The following is a 16,114-nucleotide window of genomic DNA, read 5'->3' as shown; positions in this document are numbered from 1 at the left end:
GTTGTCATGAAAATAGTCGATGCCATTGAGCGTCAAACCCGTTGGGCGGGGTATCTGGGGGCTGTCCTGATACTGCCGCTGGTGCTTGCGCTGGTCTATGAGGTCTTCAGTCGCTATGTGCTGGGAAGGCCCACCCTGTGGGCGTTCGAGGTCAGCTACATGGTGATGGGCGCCATCTTCATGTTTGGCATGGCGAATGCACTTCGCGTGGGCCAGCACGTCAGTGTGGATGTGTTGAGTCAGAACTTTTCGCCACGTCTGAAAGCCGGGGTGCATCTGGCCTGTTATGGCGTATTGCTCCCCGTACTGGGCTGGCTGGTCTGGGAGCTTTCGTTCTATGCGATCGAGGCCTTCTCCAGCAATGAGCGCTCTGGTCGCTCGGCCTGGAATCCGGTGATCTGGCCGGTCTTCGGGGTGTGGTGGCTGGGCTTTGTCTATCTGACGCTGCAGGTGATCGCGGAGATGTTCAAACTCTGGAGCACGTTGCTGGGTCATGATCATGGCGCGGAGGTGTCCTCATGAGCGATTTCCTTGCCCTGATCATGTTCCCGGCCCTCATCGCGCTGATCGTGCTCGGCTTCCCTATCGCGTTTTCGATGATCGTCGTCGCGACGGTCTTCGGCGTCGCCCAGTTCGGTGATGCTGCGGCCTATCAGTTGTTGACCAAGATCGAAGACACGGCGTCCAACTCCATTCTGGCGGCCGTGCCGCTGTTCATCTTCATGGGCGCGATGCTCGAGAATTCCGGCATCGCCGAGCGGCTTTTCGGTGCCATCCATCTGTGGACGCGCCGGTTGCCCGGTGGGCTGGGCGTCGGTGCGGTCATCATGGGGACCATCTTCGCGGCTGCCAGCGGCGTCGTCGGGGCGACCGAGGCAGTGATCGGTATGCTGGCAGTGCCGGTCATGCTCAAGCATCAGTATGACAAGTCACTCATCTCCGGCACCATCTGCGCCAGTGGCTCATTGGGCACGGCGATTCCGCCTTCCATTACCGTGGTCATTCTCGGGCCTGTCGCGGGTGTCTCCGTCGGGTCACTGTTCAGTGGTCTGTTGATTCCGGGGCTTCTGATGGCGCTGTTGTTCCTCGTCTATATCGTCGTGGTCTGCGCGCTGAAGCCTGCGCTTGCGCCGCGACTCAAAGAAGATGAGCAACATCCGGGCTGGGGCAAGCTGCTCACCATCACCCTGAGTGCGTTGCTGCCGACCATGAGTCTGATCATGGTGGTGTTGGGCACGATTCTGATGGGCATCGCCACGCCGACGGAAGCGGCAGCCTGTGGTGCGCTAGGCTCCGTCTTGCTGGCACTGGGCTATCGCAATCTCACGCTGTCCATCCTGTGGAATGCCGCGATACGCACGCTCAACATCACCGCCATGATTCTGCTCATCGTGCTGGGTGGCAACATGTTCGCCGGTGTCTTCTTCGCCTCCGGTGGCATGGCGACCGTTCAGTCGCTGCTGCTGGATACCGGCATGAGCCCATGGTTCATTCTCGGTGCCATCCTGCTGATCGCCTTCCTGGCCGGTTTCGTGCTCGACATGATCTCGGTGGTGCTGATCGTCATCCCCGTGGCCATGCCGGTCATCGGTCTGCTCGGGTTTGATGAGATCTGGTTCTGCGTGGCCTTCCTCATCGTGATGCAGACGAGCTATCTGACCCCGCCGCTTGCCCCCTCCATCTTCTATCTACGCGCCATCACGCCTGCCGAAGTGACGCTCAAGCACATGTACAAGGGGGTCGTGCCTTTCATCGTCCTGCAGCTGGTGGTACTGGCGTTGATTCTCACATTCCCGGGGCTTGCGCTGTGGTTGCCTGATGCCATCAGCGGGCCGTCCTGGAAATGATGGTCGCCTTATCGAAAAGGAACGCGTTCGCATGAGTGATGCAAAGCACGAAGATACTGAAATGGACATCAATCTCGATCGAGAGGCGCTCACCTCGCTATGCCACAAGGTGCTGACACGCCATGGCTTCAGCGAATCGAATGTCGAGGCCATGAGTGATGCGCTGGTCGCGGCCGAGATGGATGGCTGTCGATCCCATGGGCTCTATCGCCTGATGGGGTTCGTGGCCACGCTGAACAATGGAGGAGTGGTGCCGGACGCCGTGCCGGTGGTCGAGGATACGGCGCCCTCCATCGTCAAGGTGGATGCCAAGGGTGGCTTCTCGTCGCTGGCCTTCCAGCAGGGCGTGCCTGAGCTGCTCAGCAAGGCGAGAGCCAATGGGATTGCCATTCTGGCCATCAACCATTGCGTGCATGGCACGGCATTGTGGGTCGAGATCGAGCGCCTGACCCGTGAAGGACTGGTAGCCATCGCCTGCAACCCGACCCAGTCGTACATGGCGCCTCATGGCGGCAGCCAGCCCCTGCTGGGCACCAACCCCATTGCCTTCGGCTGGCCGCGCGGGGATGGCAATCCCTACGTGTTCGACTTCGCGACCAGTGCCATCGCACGTGGCGATATCGAGCTGCATCGTCGTCAAGGCGATGAGATCCCGCTGGGCTGGGGGGTTGATCGAGACGGTGCGCCGTCCCGTGACCCGGCCGAGGTGCTGGATCATGGCGCGATGCTGCCGTTCGGTGAGCACAAGGGCTCTGCGCTGGCGATCATGATCGAGTTGATCGCAGGGCCGCTGATCGGTGACATGCTCAGTATCGAATCCAGCGAGCATGATCAAGGCAAGGGCAGCCTGCCGTATCATGGGGAGATGATCATCGCGATGGACCCGGCGCGTCTCACGGGGGGCAGCCCCCAGCAGCACATGCTGCGCTCTGAACGGCTGTTCGACCTGGTCAAGCAGCAGGGCGCGCGTCTTTCCTCCGAGCGTCGCTATCAGGCTCGCCAGAAGCATCTGGAGGAGGGCGTCACACTCTCCCGGGCGCTGTATGATGACATTCTCGAGCTTGCCTCCTGAGAATTTGCCTGCGCCGAGCAGCCGAGTCATCGCTGACAGTGCTCACCGTTACTGGGCGCCCATCCAGTTCTGCCTGATTATGTGCACCACCGGATGTGGGCGTTTTTCCGCAAAGGTGCCGTTGCTGCTAGCGTAAGCCGTGTTGAGGGTCGTTGATGCCATCTTGATGGCCATTGAAGGGGAAAGGGACATGACGCTTGAGACGACATCGCGGTTTCGGGGTTGCCTGTTGGGTGGTGCGGTGGGAGATGCGCTGGGGGCGGCAGTGGAGTTCCTGTCGCACGAGGAGATCCAGGCGCGCTTCGGAAGTGAAGGAATACGCGATTACGCACCGGCCTATGGCGGGCTGGGGCGGATTACCGATGATACGCAGATGACACTGTTTACCGCCGAGGGTCTGTTGCGTAGCCACGTGCGCGGCTGTCTGAGAGGCATCACGACGCAAGGTAGCCTGGTCAACAGTGCCTATGAACGTTGGCTGTACACCCAAGGGGAACGCACGCAAAAGGCAACGGAACAGGAATGGCTGGACAGTGGCTGGTTGATCAAGCAGCCGGCACTGCATTCGCGCCGCGCCCCGGGCATGACGTGTCTGTCCGCGCTCAAGCATGTGCGCACCTACAGTGACACCGCGCAGAACGACAGCAAGGGCTGTGGGGGTGTGATGCGCGTGGCCCCCGTCGGCTTGTTCGCGCATGTGATGGGAGCCTCCCATGAGATGTGCTTCGCGCTCGGGGAAGAGGTCTGCGCGCTGACCCATGGCCACGTGACCGGTCAGCTGACGGGCGGGGTGCTGGCGGTGATGACCCAATGCCTGGTGGCGGGTGACTCGATGGCACAGGCACTTGCGCACGCCATGCGCATTCTCGAGCGCAAATCAGGCTGCGAAGAGACCATGCAGGCCCTGAAGCAAGCCTGCGAGCTTGCCGAGTCCGACACTGCGCCGCAGGTGGCTGTCGTGATGCTGGGGTTGGGATGGATCGCGGAAGAGGCCCTGGCGATGTCCGTGTATTGCGCGCTCACCGCGCGGGATTTCCGCTCCGCGATCCAGATCGCGGTCAATCATGATGGGGATTCGGATTCCACGGGGGCCATCACGGGCAACCTGCTCGGGGCGCAATGGGGAGAAGAGGCGATACCTGCTGATTGGCTGGAGCCGCTTGAACTGCGAGAGGTCATCGGCGAGGTCGCCCAGGACCTGCACGATTGCGCTCGCTGGGAGCTCTATACCGACGGGGGTGGCAAGGACGAGCGGTGGGTCTGGGAGAAATACCCGGGCTATTGAGATACGGGGGGATATGTGCCGATGCGGGATTCGTCCACAATGCGCTCACTCCACATTGCACGAAACGGCAGTCTGGATCTGGTCGACGGCAGGCATCTGTCAAGACGCCTGCGACTTTTTTGAAGATGGCATGCATCCAACCCGTTTGCTCAAGCGTAATACTCATCAAGCACAACGGTGAGGGTTTCAGCAGGGTAAGAGGACAAGTTGCTGATGAATGCCTTTCTGATGATTGCGACCAAAGTTTAAACGTCATACGGCAGTGTCCTGGACAGTGCCAAGCATCTGATCCGCTCTCGATCATGGGATGTCCGCACCTTCAAGATTGTACAGAAGTGATGCAGAAGAGGATTGAAGGTTGTACCTCTTGAGGTTCACCAACACTCCTCAGGGGCAGGGCAATGCCCAGGCAACGCAATCTGGTTCTTTGATGGAAACAGTGAGCTGCCAGCAGCACGGCTAGTGTGATAGCGCAATAATCATTAGTCTGTTAACAAGCTAGACGGATGCAGCCAAGACTGCATACGACATCACAAGGGCAATATTGCCCAGGACATAGAAAGGAAAACCCAATGAAAACTCTGAATCTCAAGACTCTGATCGCCGCCGCCGCTCTCGCCACCGTCAGCACCGCCACCTTCGCGGCGGATGACAGCCCGGCCGCCCAGCGTGTCCAGCAGTCCGTCAGCCAGGACGTCGTCGTCGGCACCGCCCAGCAGGCCCCGACAGGCTCAGGCCACCTTCGCGGAAACCGGCAAGAGCGTCGCGGCAGGTCGTGTCGAGACCGCCCTGACCCAGTCGAGGAAATCATCATGAACACTCTCAAGACCCTGATCGCCGCCGCCGCTCTCGCCACCGTCAGCACCGCCACCTTCGCGGCGGATGACAGCCCGGCTGCCCAGCGTGTCCAGCAGTCCGTCAGCCAGGACGTCGTCGTCGGCACCGCCCAGCAGGCCCCGACAGGCTCAGGCCACCTTCGCGGAAACCGGCAAGAGCGTCGCGGCAGGTCGTGTCGAGACCGCCGCCGCTCTCGCCACCGTCAGCACCGCCACCTTCGCGGCGGATGACAGCCCGGCTGCCCAGCGTGTCCAGCAGTCCGTCAGCCAGGACGTCGTCGTCGGCACCGCCCAGCAGGCCCCGACAGGCTCAGGCCACCTTCGCGGAAACCGGCAAGAGCGTCGCGGCAGGTCGTGTCGAGACCGCCCTGACCCAGTCGTCCATTGAAGGGCAAGGCAGCGCTACCGCCAGTCGTGAACAGGCCTTCGACAATGACGCTGGCAAGAGCGTCGCCGCGACCCGCGTTCAGCACGCCCTGAGCGACAGCAACGTCTGAGGAAATCATCATGAACACTCTCAAGACCCTGATCGCCGCCGCCGCTCTCGCCACCGTCAGCACCGCCACCTTCGCGGCGGATGACAGCCCGGCTGCCCAGCGTGTCCAGCAGTCCGTCAGCCAGGACGTCGTCGTCGGCACCGCCCAGCAGGCCCCGACAGGCTCAGGCCACCTTCGCGGAAACCGGCAAGAGCGTCGCGGCAGGTCGTGTCGAGACCGCCCTGACCCAGTCGTCCATTGAAGGGCACGGCAGCGCTACCGCCAGCCGTGAACAGGCCTTCGACAATGACGCTGGCAAGAGTGTCGCCGCTACCCGCGTTCAGCACGCCCTGAGCGACAGCAACGTCTGATTGACCGTCATCCCTGGCCTGCATTTCCAGGCCTGATCATCACATCATCTTCATCGAGGAAATCATCATGAACACTCTCAAGACCCTGATCGCCGCCGCCGCTCTCGCCACCGTCAGCACCGCCACCTTTGCGGCGGATGACAGCCCGGCCGCCCAGCGTGTCCAGCACAACGTCAGTGAAGACGTCGTCATCCATGGTGCCGCTCAGCAGGCACCGACAGGCTCAGGCGACCTTCGCGGAAACCGGCATGAGCACTTCTGCAGGCCGTTTCCAGATTGCCTCCGGTGACGACGAGATCCGTGGCCATGACCGCTCCATCCACCTGCAGGAATTCGATGTCGCCAATGATTCAGGCGATAGCGTTGCCGGCACCCGTGTTCGTCACGCCGTGAGCGACGTCAACGTCTGAGACGCCCGATGTCTGCGTCAGACGCTTGCAGGCCAGGTGTCTGTACTGACATGACCTTTTTCAATAGGAGAACCCCCATGCAATCTCTCAAGTCTCTATTCGCCATTGCCGCATTGTCCGTTGCCGCCACTGGCGTGGCCTCTGCCAATGACAGCGAAGCCGATGCCCGCGTACGTGCCACCCTCAGTGATCGCGTGATCATGGGTCAGGCACAGCCGGTCACTCAGCAAGCCACACTGCATCATGATGATGTCGTGAAAACCGGCATGAGTGTCGCTGCCAGCCGCGTCCAGACATCCATCAGCAACGCCGGCATCCAGGGCACCACCCGTGCACTGGCAAGCGATTCGGCGGATTACGTCAACGATGCCGGCAAGAGTGTCTCTGCCACACGCGTCGAACATGCCTTGAACGAGAGCGCGTAACCGCTCGCGGCAACGCAATAGTCCCCGACTCTGCAAGACAGCCAAGGACGCCGATATGCCATCGACCTACCTCTGTCAGTTGCTGAATGGACCCACTGACCATCACGTTGTCTCCTGATGGTCAGTGCTCCAGAGAACAACTCGTGAGAGAGAAGAACGCTTGAGCAAGTGTTTTGACCCGAACGCAAGACCGCACTCGTCGTCAATGGCAGAACCCTTGCTCAAACGCTTTCCTGTCCTGAATGTCCTGTCCCGACATTCCCTGCCCGCCATTGGCGGGCTTTTTTTTGTCGGATCAGTGAGCGCGAGTCAGGCGCGTGGCCAGCCACCAGCCCAGTAGCATCGTCAGTAGAAAACCCGCCAATGGCAGACTCATGGCGCTGCTGGAGACGATGGCAGGCCCGGGGCAGTATCCGCTCAGGCCCCAGCCGGTACCGAACAGGGCCGCGCCGAGCAGCAGGCGACCATCGATATCGCGGCGTGTAGGCAGTTGGAATCGCTCACCCAACAGGGGAGTGCTGCGTCGCCAGGCGAGGCGATAACCGAGGAAGGTGGTGATGACCGCCCCGCCAAGCACGAAGATCAGCGTGGGGTCCCAGTCTCCGGCCACGTCGAGAAAGCCGACGACACGCGCGGGGTCGGTCATGCCGCTGAGTGTCAGGCCGAGGCTGAAGACCAGCCCGGTAATGAAGCCGGTGACAGCTTTCATGGTGACTCTCCCAGCAGATGTCGGGTCACGAAGACCGTCAGCATGGCGATGGCCACGAACACCCCCGTGGCCACCAGCGAGCGCGGGGAGAGACGCGCGATGCCGCAGACGCCGTGGCCACTGGTGCAGCCGCCGCCGATGCCTGTTCCCAGGCCCACCAGCAGGCCGGCGAACATCATGCTCAGCACCCCGCTGGCGGGATCGCCGATCAGCGCATCCGTGCCCTCGGCCACATTGCCCCAGTCAAGATTGAACAGCACAAGGAGCAGCGGGCCGCTGATCAACCCGAGCACGAAGGCGATACGCCAGCGGCGGTCCGGGCCTGATTCCAGCAGCGCGCCCCGCGTGATGCCACTGATACCGGCGATACGTCCCAGAAAGGCCATCAGCATCACTGCCGAAAGACCGATCAGAACGCCGCCGGCGAGTCCTTTCATGCTGCTCATCATGTCCATGTGGTTCGTCCTCGTGTCGCGGTCATCCTGCGTTGCGACGATGATATGCTCGTGCCTGGCGAGCGCCAACCGGGAGAGCCATGAACGAACTGACCCAACGACTGCGCACCTTCCTCAAGGTGGCGGAGCATCAGAGCTTCAATGCGGCTGCGCCTCAGGACTGGGGGAAGTCCCAGTAAGGCGGGCTACCGAAGTACTCGGAGAAGTAGTCCAGAAACGCCCGGATCTTGGGGGCCAGTTGTCGGGAGCTTGAATAGATCGCCCAGATACCGGTCTCGTTGACCAGCGGTGTCTCGGGCAGCACTTCCACCAGCTCGCCCCTCGCCAGATGACGATAGAGACTCCAGGTCGAGGAGAGGGTGATGCCCAGGCCCGCGGCGCAGGCATCGCGCACCGCTTCGCCATTGTCGGTCCGTATGCGGCCCTTGATGCGTATCACCTCGACGCGATTCTCGTGCTGGAAACTCCATTGATCCATCCCGATCAGCGTCAGGCATTCATGGTGTTTCAGTTCCGCAGGGCGGGTTGGAGTGCCATGGCGCTGCAGGTATTGCGGAGAAGCACACAGGATACGCTTGTCCGGGGCCAGGCGCCGCGCGATCAGACTCGAATCCTTGAGAGCGGAGTTGCGGATCGCGATGTCGAAGCCGCCTTCCACCAGATCGACGATGGTATCCGTCAGGCGCAGATCCAGCTCGAGGTCCGGGTAGCGTGCCAGAAAGCCGGCCAGCCCGGGGATCAGATGCATGCGTCCGAAGGAGGCCGATGCCGTGATGCGCAAGGTGCCGGTGGGGGTGGTGGTGCCGGCACCGACGGCAGCCCGCGCCGCCTCGGCACTGGCCAGCACCTCTTCTGCGTGGGGGAGAAAGGCGCGACCTTCTTCGCTCAGTGCCACATGACGCGTGGTGCGATGCAACAGGCGTACCCCCAGACTGTCCTCGAGCTTGCGCAGGTGAGAGCTGGCGACGGCGGGCGACAGTCCCAGGTCCTCGCCGGCCTGACTGATGCTGTTCACGGCGGCGAGACGGACGAACAGCTTCAGGTGCTCAAGATTCATGAACATTCACGCAGGAGTCAGACTCATGAAAGCGATGCTGGTGACGTCATTCGGTGGTCCCGAAGTGTTCGAAGCGGCGGAAATCGCCAAGCCCCAAGCGGCGGCAGGTCAGGTACTGGTGCGCATCGCCGCCACCAGCATCAATACCGTCGACACCATGATTCGCGAGATGGGCGCAGAGCTTCCGCTGTCTCCGGCACTGCCGGCGCTGCTGGGCATGGACTTCGCCGGTACTGTCGAAGCCGTGGGCGAGGACGTCGAAGGCTACGCCATCGGGGATGAAGTCTATGGCTGTGCTGGTGGCCTGGCCGACCTGCCGGGTACGCTGGCCGAGTACATCGCCGCCGATGTTCGCCTGATCGCCCACAAGCCGAAGTCCCTGAGCATGGTGGAAGCCGCGGCGCTGCCGCTGGTCGGCATCACGGCCTATGAAGGCCTCAAGCGCGCCAACATCCAGGCCGGTCAGAAGGTGCTGGTTCACGGTGGTGCGGGGGGTGTGGGTCACATCGCCATCCAGCTGGCCCGTCACTTCGGTGCCGATGTCGCCTCTACCGTCGGTCGTGATGAGCACGAGACGCTGGTCGAAGGCCTGGGGGCCAGTGCCATCAATTACCGCAATGAGCAGGTCGCCGACTATGTGGCCAGGCTCACCGACGGCAAGGGCTTCGACATCGTGTTCGACTCCGTCGGCGGCGCCAACCTGCCGACCTCCTTCGAGGCTGCCGCGCTCAATGGCCATGTCTCGACGACCGTGTCCTTCATGGACATCGATCTGACCACCGCGCACTTCAAGGGCCTGTCACTGCATGTCGTCTTCATGCTGATCCCGATGCTGCATGACTTCCGTCGTCAGGAGCACCACGAGATTCTGGCCGACATGGCGCGTATCGCCGATGCCGGCGCACTCAAGCCGATCATCGATGATCAGGTCTTCCCGCTCGCGGAAGTGGGCCAGGCCCACGCGCGGCTGGGCAGCGGTCAGGCAACCGGCAAGGTCATCGTCGAGGTCTGATACCGTGACCGAAAGCCACATTGGCAGGATCATCCTGACACTGCGCTGGCACAGACAAACGACAGGGTGTGGCCATACGGCACACCCTGTCGTTCGCGTCTCAAGCGTCGTGGGACATATCAAGGAGAGAGCGCATGAAAACCATTCTTATCACCGGTTCCACCGATGGCATCGGCCTGGTCACGGCCAAGGCCCTGCTGGAGCGCGGCCATCGCGTGCTGATCCACGGGCGTAGCGAGCAGAAGGTCAATGGTGTCGTCGCCGAACTTGCGACGCTGGCAGGGGCTGAGCGTGTCGCCGGTTTCGTGGCCGACCTGTCCGACCTGGTCGCCATCGACTCACTGGCAAGCGATGTGCTGGCGGCCAATGCCAGTCTGGATGTCCTGATCAACAATGCCGGTGTCTTCCAGGCACCCAAGGTCGTGACGGCGGACGGTCTCGACCTGCGCTTCGTGGTCAATACCCTTGCTCCCTATCTGCTCACCCAGAAACTGGCGCCGGCACTGCGTCCGGCCGGGCGGGTCGTCAATCTGTCCTCGGCGGCTCAATCCCCCGTGGACGTGAAGGCCCTGACCGGCGAGGTCGCGTTCAACGACCACTACGCGGCCTATGCCCAGAGCAAGCTCGCGATCACCATGTGGACCCGCATGCTTGCCCAGGACTGGGAAGGTCAGGGGCCTATCCTGATCGCGGTCAACCCGGGCTCTCTGCTGGCCAGCAAGATGGTCAAGGAAGGCTTCGGCGTACCGGGCAAGGATCTTGGCATCGGTGCCGATATCCTGGTACGTGCGGCACTGGATGAGGAATTCGCCGGCGCCAATAGTCAGTACTTCGACAACGACGCCCAGCGTTTCGCACCGCCGCACGCCGACGCACTCGATGATGCGCTGTGCCGTCAAGTGGTCGCGACGATGGAGAGAATGCTTGACAGGGACTCGTCGTAATGGCCGACCTTGTCGGTGATGGTGGTGAAGTCAAAGCGCGGCTGGCGGCTGGCGAGACTCATGATCACGCAGACCAGGGTGCTGGTGCCGTAGGCCGTGAGCGAGGCCAGCAGCACGGTGTAGTCACGCAGTTCGCCGGTCGCGAAGATGACCATGGCCAGCATGGCCAGCACGCCGGCGACCAGTCCGGCGATGCGACCGAGGAAGCCGAAGACCATCAGGCCGATGATGACGCCGCCGCCGATGCTGGCGAGCAGCTCGAAGATCAGCCCACTGATACCCTCCAGCGGCACCCACTCGAAGCGTGCCATGCAGAACACCACCATGGCGACCAGGACGGAACTGGTGAAGGCCAGATTGGTGATGCGATCCCAGAAGCAGCTGGCGATCACCGGGAAGACGATGGCGCCCCAGAGTGCGCCGACGAAGACCAGCATCACCAGAATATCCAGGGAGAAGCTGGCGAAGACGATCCCCAGCACGGTGGCGATGATCATCGTCAGACGACCGACCAGCAACATGCGGCGAGGGTCGGCCTTGCCACGGGCGATGTTCTTGCCGTAGACGTCTGCCATCATGATCGCCGAGAGTGCCGAGAGATCGGAGTCAGCGGTGGAGGACAGCGAGCCGATCACCAGGATGAAGAACAGGGCGATGAAGAAGGGCGGCAGGTACTCCGACACCATCTGCGGAATCAGGTTGTTCATGTCGCCATTGAGCGGCTCGACCCCGAGGGTCAGCGCCATCAGACCGATCATCCCCAGACCGATCACGATGGCACCGTAGCCGACGGTAGCCGTGATGAAGGTCGGCTTGATGTGATCTTCATTGACCGCGAACAGGCGCTGGGAAATCGTCTGATTGCCGATGGCATACGCCAGCACGGCCACGAAGAAGGGCGCCCCCTGATTGAGGATGGCATCAGTCGAGAAGAAGTCGGCCTGTTGCGGCGTGACATGCTTGAGCCCTTCCACCAGCTCCGAAGGGCCACCCATGGCAAAGAACACGGCCGGAATGATGACGATGGCGATGGCCATCAGTGCCACCAGCTGGGCGAAATCCGTCAATACCGAGGCGCGGAAGCCCGACCAGAGCGTATAGCAGAGCACTCCGACCCCCGCCAGGATGACGCCTGTCTGGAAGGACAGCGGCGACAGCACCGAGACAAGCGCACCGGCGGCCGTGAAGTTGACCATCAGGCTGATGATGCTGCCCAGCACGTTGGAGAAGGCCAGAATCAGCTGGCTGCTCGAACCGTGGCGTGCATGGATCAGCTCGCCCAGCGTATGGGCGTTGGGGGCCAGCTTGCGGAAGCGGCGGCCGAAGGGATAGATGAACAGGATCATCAGCGCGCCCCAGAATCCATAGTGGATCGGGCCTGACACGCCATAGGTATAGCCGGAGGTGGCAGCGGCATAGAAGGAGGCGGCCCAGATCCAGGTGGCGGTCATGCTGGCGGCGCCCATGCCGAAGCCGACACGGTGGTTGGACACCATGAACTCGTCAGCATCTTCCTTTTTCTTGCGAATGGTGAGAGTGATCAGGTAGGTACCGCCATAGAAGGCGATCAGCAGGAGAAGAACGGTAATGGTCGAGAATTGATAGAGAGAGTCGTTGTTCAAGTACGGAGCCTCCAATGGATGACAGAACACTCAGCCCGCCGGGCTCAGGATGCGGATATCGCCATCGGCGATCCAGTCACCGGCGTTGTCGCGGAAGCGCTGCATATGTTCGGTCTCACGGTGGGCCTGCAGCGCATCGTGGGATTCCCAGGCTTCTACCACGGTGATGGTGTCGGGGCGTGGGTCGTTGTCCTTGTCGGCGGCGCGCTCGGAGTCCAGGCACGGGTGGTAGGCGTGGCAGCCATCTTCCTCGCGCACGGTGGGCGCGACGGCGCATAGTTCATTGAAGACATCCTGAACGTGACCTTCCTTGGCGGTAATGGTGGCGATTACCCAGATCATCCTGGCTCCTTGTGACGGTGTTGACCGCAGTTGTGGCAGGGATTCTCGTGATGAGATGTCCTGACTATGTGGAGTCGTTTCTGGCCACTGCAAGGGGCGGCGGCTGACTGCCGGCATGATCTCGCGTGATGCGCACACCAAAGCGCCGGACAGCAGGGCTGTCCGGCGCAGTTGTCACCAGGCAATGATCCGTGATCGTGAGGGATCAGGCCGGGAAGGCGATCGATCAGGACGGGAAGGCGAACTGGGCGCCTTCACGCAGACCGGCGGAAGGCCAGCGCTGGGTGATGGTCTTGCGGCGGGTATAGAAGCGCACCGCGTCCGGGCCGTAGGCGGACAGATCGCCGAACAGCGAGCGCTTCCAGCCACCGAAGCTGTGATAGGCGACCGGCACCGGCAGCGGCACATTGATGCCGACCATGCCGACCTGGATGTGATCACTGAAGTAGCGAGCGGCTTCGCCATCTCGGGTATAGATGCAGGTGCCGTTGCCGTATTCGTGATCATTGATCAGCCGCATGGCGGCTTCCATCGAATCGGCGCGCACGACTCCGGGGTGACGCCATCGATCAGGGTGCCGCCGACGAAGAAGCCGTTCTCGCCGCCTTCGACCTGCGGATTGCGGCCATCGACCACCACCTTTGCGCCTTGCTGCTCGGCGCTATCGATGTAGCCCACCACCTTGTCGCGATGCGCCGCGGTGATCAGCGGGCCGAAATCATTGCCCTTGTCGCTGTAGATACCGACCTTAAGGCCTTCCATCTGCTGCTTCATCTGCGCGATCAGCTTGTCGGCGGCGTCATCGCCCACGGCCACCGCGACGGACAGCGCCATGCAGCGCTCACCGGAGGAGCCGAAGGCGGCGCCATTCAGTGAGTTGGCCACGTATTCCATGTCGGCGTCCGGCATCACGATGGCGTGGTTCTTGGCGCCACCGAGGGCCTGACAGCGCTTGCCGTTGGCGGCGGCGCGGCTGTAGATGTACTCGGCGATCGGCGTGGAGCCCACGAAGCTGACCGCCTGGATGCGCGGGTCATCCAGCAGCGTATCGACGGCTTCCTTGTCGCCATTGACGACATTCATGACGCCGGCCGGCAGGCCAGCCTCCATCAGCAGCTCGGCGATGAACAGCGTGGAGGTCGGGTCGCGCTCGGAGGGCTTGAGGACGAAGGTGTTGCCGCAGGCGATCGCCATCGGGTACATCCACAGCGGCACCATGGCCGGGAAGTTGAACGGCGTGATGCCGGCAACGACGCCCAGTGGCTGGAATTCGCTCCAGGAGTCGATGCCCGGGCCGGTATTGCGGCTGTGCTCACCCTTGAGCAGTTCCGGGGCGCTGCAGGCATATTCGACATTCTCGATGCCGCGCTGGAGTTCCCCCAGCGCATCGTGACAGATCTTGCCGTGTTCCTGGCCGATCAGGCGGGCGATCTCGTCGGCGTGCTCTTCCAGCAGCTGCTTGAAGCGGAACATCACTCGGGCGCGCTTGATCGGCGGCGTGTTGCGCCATTCCGGGAAGGCGGCGGCGGCGGCCGCGATGGCTTCCTCGACGGTCGCCTTGCTGGCCAGGCGCACCTGACCGCCGACCTCACCGGTGGAGGGATTGAAGATGTCCTGGGTACGGCCTTCGCTGTGATCGAGGTTGCCGTTGATGAGGTGACCGAGCGTTTTCATTGTTGTGGGCTCCATGAAATGACTTGCAAGAAAAAGGGCAGTGATGGGGCTGGCGTCGATCGCCAGTCCGAACGTGATTGTCAGCCCTGAACGTGATTGTCAGTCTTAAGCGTCGATCATCAGTCCTGTGCGGCGAAGGCATCGCCCAGGGCATTGATCAGACGGTCCAGTTCATCGTGCTCGGTGATGAACGGCAGGCCCAGCTGGATGGTGTCGCCGCCGTAACGCACATAGAAGCCGGCCTTCCAGCAATGCATGGCGATCTCGTAGGGACGCCGCGCCGGCTCGCCGGGATAGGCCTCGACCTGCAGAGCACCGGCCAGGCCGTAGTTGCGGATGTCACTGATGTAGCGAGTGCCCTTGAGCTCGTGCAGCTTCTTCTCGAAGACCGGGCTCAGTTCACGGACACGGGGGATGAGCTGGTCATTCTCGAGCACGTCGAGGGCCGCCAGTGCCGCGGCACACGCCACCGGGTGACCGGAGTAGGTGTAGCCGTGGGGAATCTCCATCATGTAATCGGCGCCGCCGTTGTCCATGAAGGTCTGGTAGATATCGCCCTTGACGACCACTGCACCCATCGGCACTGCGCCATTGGTAAGCTGCTTGGCGACATTGAGGATGTCCGGTGTGACACCGAATTCCTCGGCGCCGCTCATGGCGCCCATGCGCCCGAAGCCGGTGATGACCTCATCGAAGATCAACAGGATATCGTGCTGGTCACACAGCTCGCGCAGTCGCTTGAGATAGCCCACAGGCGGCGGCAGCACGCCGGCGGAGCCTGCCATCGGCTCGACGATGACGGCCGCGATGTTGGAGGCATCATGCAGCGCGATCAGCTCCAGCAGCTCATCGGCGCGCTCGGAACCGGTCTGGGGCATGCCGGGGGTGAAGACATTTTCCTTGAGCAGGGTATGCGGTAGATGGTCGGCATCGACCCCCTGGCCATAGAGCGTGCGGTTGGCGCCGATGCCGCCGACGCTGAAGCCCCCGAAGTTGACGCCGTGATAGCCCTTGCTGCGACCGATCAGCTTGGTCTTGGTCGGCTTGCCTTTCTTGCGCCAGTAGGCGCGCGCGATCTTCAGTGAGGTATCGGCGCTTTCGGAACCTGAGCCGGTGAAGAAGACGTGATCCAGCCCCTCGGGCATCAGTCCCGTGATGCGATGTGCCAGCTCGAAGGCCTTGGGGTGGCCGTACTGGAAGGATGGCGCGTAATCCAGCTCGCGCAGCTGTGCGCTGACCGCTTCGGCGATCTCCGGGCGGCAATGGCCGGCACCGCAGGTCCAGAGACCCGACAGGCCATCGAATATCTGGCGTCCCCGGGAATCCGTGAAGTAGGCACCCTGCGCCTTGGTGATGATGCGTGGGTCCTGCTTGAACTGCCGATTGGCCGTGTAGGGCATCCAGTAGGCGTCAAGTTGTTCCTTGCTCAATCCTGCCTGGGCGGAAGGGGATGTGTCGAAGGCGGTCATGATGTCTCCCGAAGAGTGCTGTTGTTGTTGGATCTCGGCTCCTGTCTGGCTAGATTAGAAAGCCCTTTTGATAAGATAAATGCCGTTGTCTTTATCTTCAGGAAAGCA

The 16,114-nt window shown here is 62.1% G+C and carries 19 protein-coding genes and 1 pseudogene; 12 read left to right on the top strand and 8 right to left on the bottom strand.

The window, feature by feature from the left end; translation table 11 throughout:
- The first annotated feature begins 6 nt into the window (after window positions 1-6).
- The 7 genes from CU110_RS09435 to CU110_RS09405 all read left to right on the top strand — a co-directional run bounded on the left by CU110_RS09435 (window position 7) and on the right by CU110_RS09405 (window position 5,778).
- On the top strand, window positions 7-522 hold the full coding sequence (locus CU110_RS09435) for a TRAP transporter small permease subunit (RefSeq protein WP_084208863.1): 516 nt from the start codon (window positions 7-9) through the stop codon (window positions 520-522).
- Window positions 519-1,847, top strand: a complete 1,329-nt coding sequence (locus tag CU110_RS09430) for a TRAP transporter large permease subunit (RefSeq protein WP_084208862.1) — start codon at window positions 519-521, stop codon at window positions 1,845-1,847. The genes CU110_RS09435 and CU110_RS09430 overlap by 4 nt, the downstream gene beginning before the upstream one ends.
- A 31-nt stretch (window positions 1,848-1,878) precedes the next feature.
- Window positions 1,879-2,919 carry an Ldh family oxidoreductase gene (locus CU110_RS09425; RefSeq protein WP_240499542.1) on the top strand — a complete coding sequence of 347 codons (1,041 nt, stop codon included), beginning with the start codon at window positions 1,879-1,881 and terminating at the stop codon, window positions 2,917-2,919.
- Window positions 2,920-3,109: 190 nt separating this feature from the next.
- Complete coding sequence (locus CU110_RS09420) at window positions 3,110-4,204, top strand: ADP-ribosylglycohydrolase family protein (protein ID WP_084208861.1); 1,095 nt, start codon at window positions 3,110-3,112, stop codon at window positions 4,202-4,204.
- A gap of 572 nt (window positions 4,205-4,776) precedes the next feature.
- Window positions 4,777-5,271, top strand: a complete 495-nt coding sequence (locus CU110_RS09415) for a hypothetical protein (protein WP_127735691.1) — start codon at window positions 4,777-4,779, stop codon at window positions 5,269-5,271.
- Window positions 5,272-5,288: 17 nt separating this feature from the next.
- Window positions 5,289-5,537 carry a hypothetical protein gene (locus CU110_RS09410; RefSeq protein ID WP_127735688.1) on the top strand — a complete coding sequence of 83 codons (249 nt, stop codon included), beginning with the start codon at window positions 5,289-5,291 and terminating at the stop codon, window positions 5,535-5,537.
- Between the two features lie 10 nt (window positions 5,538-5,547).
- Complete coding sequence (locus CU110_RS09405; RefSeq protein WP_127735685.1) at window positions 5,548-5,778, top strand: hypothetical protein; 231 nt, start codon at window positions 5,548-5,550, stop codon at window positions 5,776-5,778.
- Between the two features lie 116 nt (window positions 5,779-5,894).
- Here CU110_RS09405 and CU110_RS09400 read toward each other — a convergent pair whose 3' ends face one another.
- Window positions 5,895-6,083, bottom strand: a complete 189-nt coding sequence (locus CU110_RS09400; protein ID WP_127735682.1) for a hypothetical protein — start codon at window positions 6,081-6,083, stop codon at window positions 5,895-5,897.
- A gap of 52 nt (window positions 6,084-6,135) precedes the next feature.
- On the opposite strand from CU110_RS09400, the gene CU110_RS15795 reads away from it, so the two are divergent.
- Together CU110_RS15795 and CU110_RS09395 are read left to right on the top strand one after the other, a co-directional pair.
- Window positions 6,136-6,297 carry a hypothetical protein gene (locus CU110_RS15795; RefSeq protein ID WP_164850338.1) on the top strand — a complete coding sequence of 54 codons (162 nt, stop codon included), beginning with the start codon at window positions 6,136-6,138 and terminating at the stop codon, window positions 6,295-6,297.
- A gap of 77 nt (window positions 6,298-6,374) precedes the next feature.
- Window positions 6,375-6,722: a hypothetical protein gene (locus CU110_RS09395; protein WP_077377123.1), complete on the top strand. Its 348-nt coding sequence runs from the start codon at window positions 6,375-6,377 to the stop codon at window positions 6,720-6,722.
- A 295-nt stretch (window positions 6,723-7,017) separates the two neighbouring features.
- On the opposite strand, the gene CU110_RS09390 is transcribed toward CU110_RS09395, so the two are convergent.
- Both CU110_RS09390 and CU110_RS09385 read right to left on the bottom strand, forming a co-directional pair.
- The gene (locus tag CU110_RS09390) at window positions 7,018-7,431 is read right to left on the bottom strand and encodes a DUF6691 family protein (protein WP_084208857.1); all 414 of its coding nucleotides are present in this window, start codon (window positions 7,429-7,431) and stop codon (window positions 7,018-7,020) included.
- Window positions 7,428-7,928 carry a YeeE/YedE family protein gene (locus CU110_RS09385; RefSeq protein WP_333781921.1) on the bottom strand — a complete coding sequence of 167 codons (501 nt, stop codon included), beginning with the start codon at window positions 7,926-7,928 and terminating at the stop codon, window positions 7,428-7,430. The genes CU110_RS09390 and CU110_RS09385 overlap by 4 nt, the downstream gene beginning before the upstream one ends.
- Before the next feature lie 38 nt (window positions 7,929-7,966).
- Between CU110_RS09385 and CU110_RS09380 the strand changes: the two genes are divergently transcribed.
- Window positions 7,967-8,065 (top strand): LysR family transcriptional regulator, encoded by a 99-nt coding sequence (locus CU110_RS09380; RefSeq protein ID WP_127735679.1) that lies wholly within the window; start codon window positions 7,967-7,969, stop codon window positions 8,063-8,065.
- Here the strand turns inward: CU110_RS09380 and CU110_RS09375 are convergent.
- Window positions 8,041-8,943: a LysR family transcriptional regulator gene (locus CU110_RS09375; RefSeq protein WP_084208856.1), complete on the bottom strand. Its 903-nt coding sequence runs from the start codon at window positions 8,941-8,943 to the stop codon at window positions 8,041-8,043. The two genes, CU110_RS09380 and CU110_RS09375, sit on opposite strands and share 25 nt — an antisense overlap.
- Before the next feature lie 25 nt (window positions 8,944-8,968).
- Between CU110_RS09375 and CU110_RS09370 the strand changes: the two genes are divergently transcribed.
- A complete protein-coding gene (locus CU110_RS09370) occupies window positions 8,969-9,955 on the top strand; it encodes a zinc-dependent alcohol dehydrogenase family protein (protein ID WP_084208855.1) in 987 nt (328 codons plus the stop codon).
- 134 nt (window positions 9,956-10,089) lie between these two features.
- Window positions 10,090-10,899 (top strand): SDR family NAD(P)-dependent oxidoreductase, encoded by an 810-nt coding sequence (locus CU110_RS09365; RefSeq protein ID WP_127735676.1) that lies wholly within the window; start codon window positions 10,090-10,092, stop codon window positions 10,897-10,899.
- Here CU110_RS09365 and CU110_RS09360 read toward each other — a convergent pair.
- The 4 genes and pseudogenes from CU110_RS09360 to CU110_RS09345 form a co-directional block, all read right to left on the bottom strand.
- Entirely contained in the window at window positions 10,851-12,521 is a 1,671-nt protein-coding gene (locus tag CU110_RS09360) for a sodium:solute symporter family protein (protein WP_127735673.1), read from the bottom strand. The genes CU110_RS09365 and CU110_RS09360 overlap by 49 nt on opposite strands.
- Before the next feature lie 30 nt (window positions 12,522-12,551).
- Window positions 12,552-12,863 (bottom strand): putative quinol monooxygenase, encoded by a 312-nt coding sequence (locus tag CU110_RS09355; protein ID WP_164850337.1) that lies wholly within the window; start codon window positions 12,861-12,863, stop codon window positions 12,552-12,554.
- Between the two features lie 226 nt (window positions 12,864-13,089).
- Window positions 13,090-14,537 (bottom strand): annotated as a pseudogene (locus CU110_RS09350) (CoA-acylating methylmalonate-semialdehyde dehydrogenase).
- Window positions 14,538-14,656: 119 nt separating this feature from the next.
- Window positions 14,657-16,006: an aspartate aminotransferase family protein gene (locus CU110_RS09345; RefSeq protein ID WP_084208851.1), complete on the bottom strand. Its 1,350-nt coding sequence runs from the start codon at window positions 16,004-16,006 to the stop codon at window positions 14,657-14,659.
- Window positions 16,007-16,114 lie beyond the last annotated feature (108 nt).

This window comes from Cobetia sp. ICG0124 (assembly GCF_004006355.1).
Taxonomy (GTDB): Bacteria; Pseudomonadota; Gammaproteobacteria; order Pseudomonadales; family Halomonadaceae; genus Cobetia; species Cobetia marina.
This window is presented reverse-complemented; position numbering and strand designations above follow the sequence as displayed.